Annotated in this window: 6 protein-coding genes; all 6 read left to right on the plus strand. The window is 70.8% G+C overall.

Features of this window, described 5'->3' with window-relative positions; genetic code table 11:
• Positions 1–698 (plus strand): hypothetical protein (locus WC493_RS21805; RefSeq protein WP_373068484.1); only part of this gene is annotated, 698 nt, incomplete at its 5' end.
• Positions 699–761: 63 nt separating this feature from the next.
• Entirely contained in the window at positions 762–1,226 is a 465-nt protein-coding gene (locus WC493_RS21810) for a hypothetical protein (RefSeq protein WP_373068486.1), read from the plus strand.
• Entirely contained in the window at positions 1,227–2,177 is a 951-nt protein-coding gene (locus WC493_RS21815) for a DNA adenine methylase (protein WP_373068488.1), read from the plus strand.
• Between the two features lie 73 nt (positions 2,178–2,250).
• Positions 2,251–3,420, plus strand: a complete 1,170-nt coding sequence (locus WC493_RS21820) for a hypothetical protein (RefSeq protein WP_373068490.1) — start codon at positions 2,251–2,253, stop codon at positions 3,418–3,420.
• The gene (locus WC493_RS21825) at positions 3,417–3,641 is read left to right on the plus strand and encodes a hypothetical protein (protein ID WP_373068492.1); all 225 of its coding nucleotides are present in this window, start codon (positions 3,417–3,419) and stop codon (positions 3,639–3,641) included. Before WC493_RS21820 ends, WC493_RS21825 begins: the two co-directional genes overlap by 4 nt.
• Positions 3,642–3,646: 5 nt before the next feature.
• Positions 3,647–4,240, plus strand: a complete 594-nt coding sequence (locus tag WC493_RS21830) for a hypothetical protein (protein WP_373068494.1) — start codon at positions 3,647–3,649, stop codon at positions 4,238–4,240.
• Positions 4,241–4,374: the final 134 nt, after the last annotated feature.

Consider the following 4,374-nt stretch of genomic DNA (forward strand, 5'->3'; position numbering starts at 1 on the left):
CCTGCAAGGACTGGGCGTGCCGGGTCGGCATCGGGTATCGGCTGGATCGGGCGATCGCCCGACGTTCGGACGCAACCGTCGCGCCGGAGCCGCCGGCCGAGATCGACGTGCCGGTGGAGATGCTGCCTGATCCGCCAGCTCAGCCGGCACCGCCCGCCGTGTGCGAAGTGAACCTCGCCGGGCCGAAGCTGCCGCCGGCCTTACAGAAGATCGCGGATCGTCGGCGCAAAGCTGACATGCAGCAGCGGGCCGGATCCGGCGTCGACTGCGTGGACTGCCCGGAAGGCAAGGAGTGCAGCGGCTGCGAGGTGTACGCCACGATGCAGGGCAAGCCCGCCCCCGCGCCGATCTGCACCGCGTGCGGGCTGTCGCCCGCCGACGACGGCGACGGCCTGTGCAAGCTGTGCCGCCGCGGGCGCGCCGAAGGCGCCAGCATCCGCGGCAAGGTGGCCCGCAAGCGCGAGTCCCCGCCGACGGTGGATCTGACGATCCGCGCGGCGCTGTTGCGGGCGGTCGAAACCAGCGCGGCCATTCCGATCGCCGCGGTGGCGTTGGTCGAGGCGGTCCGCAAGATCCGCCCGACGGCGAGCCCCAACGGGATCCAAGTCGAGCTGGCGAAGACCAGCCGCGCCGGCCTGATCCAGCGGGTGGATCGCGGCTTCTACGCGCCGATCGGTTGGATGCCGAAGCGCGGCTGATCCCCTACTGCCACGCTTCGATCGATGGTGCTACGATTCCGGCAACTTGATCCGGGAGGCGTGATGCAAGCTGCCGAGTGCGCCGTGGGGGAAGCGAAAGGCCCGCTGTGCTGGATCTGTCACCAGGCCTTGAAGTGCCGGCAGCTACCGTCGAACGGCACGGGCTTGTGCCAGCGCTGCTACAGCCGGGAATACCAGCGGGCGGTGCGCACCGGCGAGACGATGATCCGCTTCCCCGCCGACGCCGAAGCCGCGATCGCCAAGGGCATCCGCCCGGACATGATCAAGATCCTCGCCAACCTGCCGCCGCCCCCGCCGCCCCCGCCGCCCAAGCCGATCCCGCTCGAGGGTGACGCGGCGGAGATCGATCGGCTCAAGCGACGGCTGCGCAAGGCTGGCGATCTGATCGACGCGGCCCGCGGCTGGTACCGCAACCCGTGGATCGCGTCGACGGTCAAGCGGCTCAAGTCCGCCGTCGAATCCCTGAACCGCACCGACGGCGTGGTTGCCACGCGGGATCTCGACTGAATGCAGATTGTTGCCCCCATGCCCTACTTCGGCGGCAAGCGCACGGTCGCGCCGCGTATCTGGCAGGCGCTGGGCGACGTGGGCTGCTACGTCGAGCCGTTCGCCGGATCGCTTGCGGTGCTGCTCGCCCGCCCCGGCAAGCGCCATGGCGTCGAGACGGTCAACGACGCGGACGGGTTGCTGTCGAACTTCTGGCGTGCGGTGGCTGCGGACCCGGAAGCCGTCGCGCGGTTCGCGGACTGGCCGGTGAACGAGTGCGACCTGCACGCGCGGCACCTGTGGCTGATCGGGCAGCGCGAGAGCCTGACGGAGCGCCTGTGTAGCGACCCGGACTGGTACGACGCGAAGGCGGCGGGCTGGTGGTGTTGGGGCGCGTGCTGCTGGATCGGGTCGGGCTGGTGCGCTGGCGACGGACCATGGACCACGGACGGCGAGCGGCTGGTGAAGCGCGACGACCTCGGCAACGCGGGGATGGGCATCCACCGGAAACTGCCGCACCTCAGCAACGCGGGGCAGGGGATCCAGGAGTGGTTCGCCGCCCTCTCCGACCGCCTGCGCGGCGTGCGCGTCGCGTGCGGCGACTGGTCCCGCGTCTGCGGCGACAGCGTTCTGCGCGCGGGCACGCCTCCCGTTGGCATCGTGCTCGACCCGCCCTATGCCGAAGGCATGGACCTCTACGCGGGCAGCGAGGCGGGTGCGACGGCGAGCCTGTGGGCTGACGTGTGCGCCTACGCCGTAGACGTGGGCAGCCGCCCGAACGTGCGCGTGGTCCTGTGCGGGTACGCGGGCACCTTCGCCCCGCCCGCGGGCTGGCAAACGGTCGAGTGGAAGGCGCGCGGCGGGTACGGATCACAGGGCGACGGTGACGGGCGCGCGAACGCCAGCCGGGAGCGCCTGTGGCTGTCGCCCGCTTGCCTCGGCGCAACGCAACGATCCCTGTTCGATCCGTAACCGGAGCACAGCCACCGTCCCCCGCGTAGGATCTTCGCGGGAGGTGCGCGTGGCCGGTCACCGGTGGATGTTCGTGGGCGATCTCGTCCGCTGCCGGTTGAACGACACGCAGCCGCCGCGGCTGGCTGAAGTCGACACGATCCGCATTGCGGATCCGCTGATGCGCAGCCCGCCGGATCTGGTGAACGACGTGGATCTGGACGATCCGCCGGCAGGCAAGCTGGTCTGGATCACGTACCAGGACCGGAGCGCGACGGGGACGATCCTGGTGCGCTGCGGGCCAACGCGGGTAGCTGGCGATCACGAGGTGACGCTACCGGGGGATCAGATGATCGAAGCTCAGGTGTGGAGCGCGGGCAAGACGTGGACGGTGCGCCTGTGGGAAGGCGGCAAGGTGAAGATCGATCCGTGCGTGACGGACAGCGAAGGCAAGACGCGGATCCTCGACGCCAAGTTCGGGCCCGACGGCACGATCGCGCTGGATCAGCCGGTGGACACGCTGCCCGACACGTTGCTGGAAGACTGCGCCTGGGCGCTGGACTTCGCGATGGGCGGCCCGCGGCTGCGTCGGGAGGCCCCTGGCTGCCCCGTGGCGCCCTCGGCGGTTGCTGCCGCCCCTGCCCCCGCCGGTGAGGCTGCGGCGGTCCTGGGGGACTTGCTGGGCCGGCTGGGGCTGGGTGCGCGGGCGGTGCGGCTGAAGGACGCGCCGGCGGACAAGATCCGCGACGAGATCGTGGCGTGGGTCGCCGGGCTGAACGAGACGCGGCTGCTGAACGAGATCGACGCCGAACGCGGCCAGCTTGCGGCAGCCTTGGGCCTGACGTTCGACAGCACCGGGCCGGCCCTGCCCGCGTTCCTGGCAGCGATCGCGGGGCTGAAGGATCCGACGCCCGCCCCGGACAGCGCGCGATCCGCCTTGCTGGACGTGCTTTCCCGCCTGGGTGGCGACGCCGACACGATGGGGATCAACGGCGCGAGCGAGGCGGAGATCCACAAGGCGATCTTTGCCATGGCGATGCACCTCGAGGAACGGGCCCGGGTCGAAGAGCTGGACGGGGTGTTGCTGCGGGCCGGCATGGCCCCGCAGACGCGGCAGTGGACGCCCACGCTGATCCCGCAACTGCGCCGGGAGGTCGACGCGTTCCGCCGCCTGCTGCCGGAAGTCGAAGTTGCCTGCCCGCACTGCCAGGGCGGCATGCTGATCACGCCGGAGCTGCTGCGTGCGCCGGAGGTGGCCGGATGACCACGGCGGCCTGGATCACGATCGCCGTCCTGGCGCTGTGCGCCGCCGGGTTGATCGGGATCGTCAGCGAGGCAGCGGCTGGCCTTCGCGAAAGCAAGCGGTGGCTGCGGGAACGGGAAGAACGAGCGGCCCGGACGGTCGCCTACAACGCCAAGCGGGCCGCCGAACGCACCGCCCACGAAGCCGAGATCGCCCGGGCCCGGGCGATCATCAAGGGGTGAAGCCGATGATCGTGAGTACGGCAGTCCATGGGCTGGGGAATCACGGTCGCGGCCGGGACGCGGTTGCGCTGCCCTTCCGTCGCCAGATCGACGGCGTGGCGTGGGGCGTCGTGACCGACGGTCACGCCGCGCTGCTGTGGCGCGATCCGGATCTCGATCTGGAAATCGGCGACGTGGCGATCGAGCGGGTGATCCCGGCCTTGGATCCGGCGAGGGAAGCGGGCCGCGTGTGGCTGACGGCGCTGCTGCGGTGGCTGAACGGCCAGACGTTGCAGGACGAAAAGCAGTGCGAGACGTGCCGCGGGGCCGGCACGCATGAGTGCGACTGCGGATCCGGTCACCAGTGCGGCAAGTGCGAGGGCGCCGGCCAGATCGTCACGCCGCGGCACGCCGACCTGGCGGGCAAGGTGATCCCGCTGCCGCGGCTGGCGTCGTACCTGCGGGCGGTGATCGTCGAGAGCGAGGTGATCGTGCAGCCCGACGCAAGTCTTGGCCCGCTGGCGCTTTTCGACGCCCAGGATCGCTGGCGGATGCTGATCATGCCGCTCCGGGGAGCCACGGGCGACGTGACGTTCGCGGACTGGACGGCGGCGACATGAACCCGAAGCGATCCGAGTTCGAGCGGTTGCTGGCCCTGGGCGTCGTGCAAGTGCACTTCGATCCTCGCCGGGAGGACGTGCACGCGCCCGCGCGGCTGCGAAGCCAGCCGTGGCTCAAGCTGAACTTCTCGATG

Source organism: Zavarzinia sp., assembly GCF_041650655.1.
In the GTDB taxonomy this organism is placed as follows: Bacteria; Pseudomonadota; Alphaproteobacteria; order Zavarziniales; family Zavarziniaceae; genus Zavarzinia.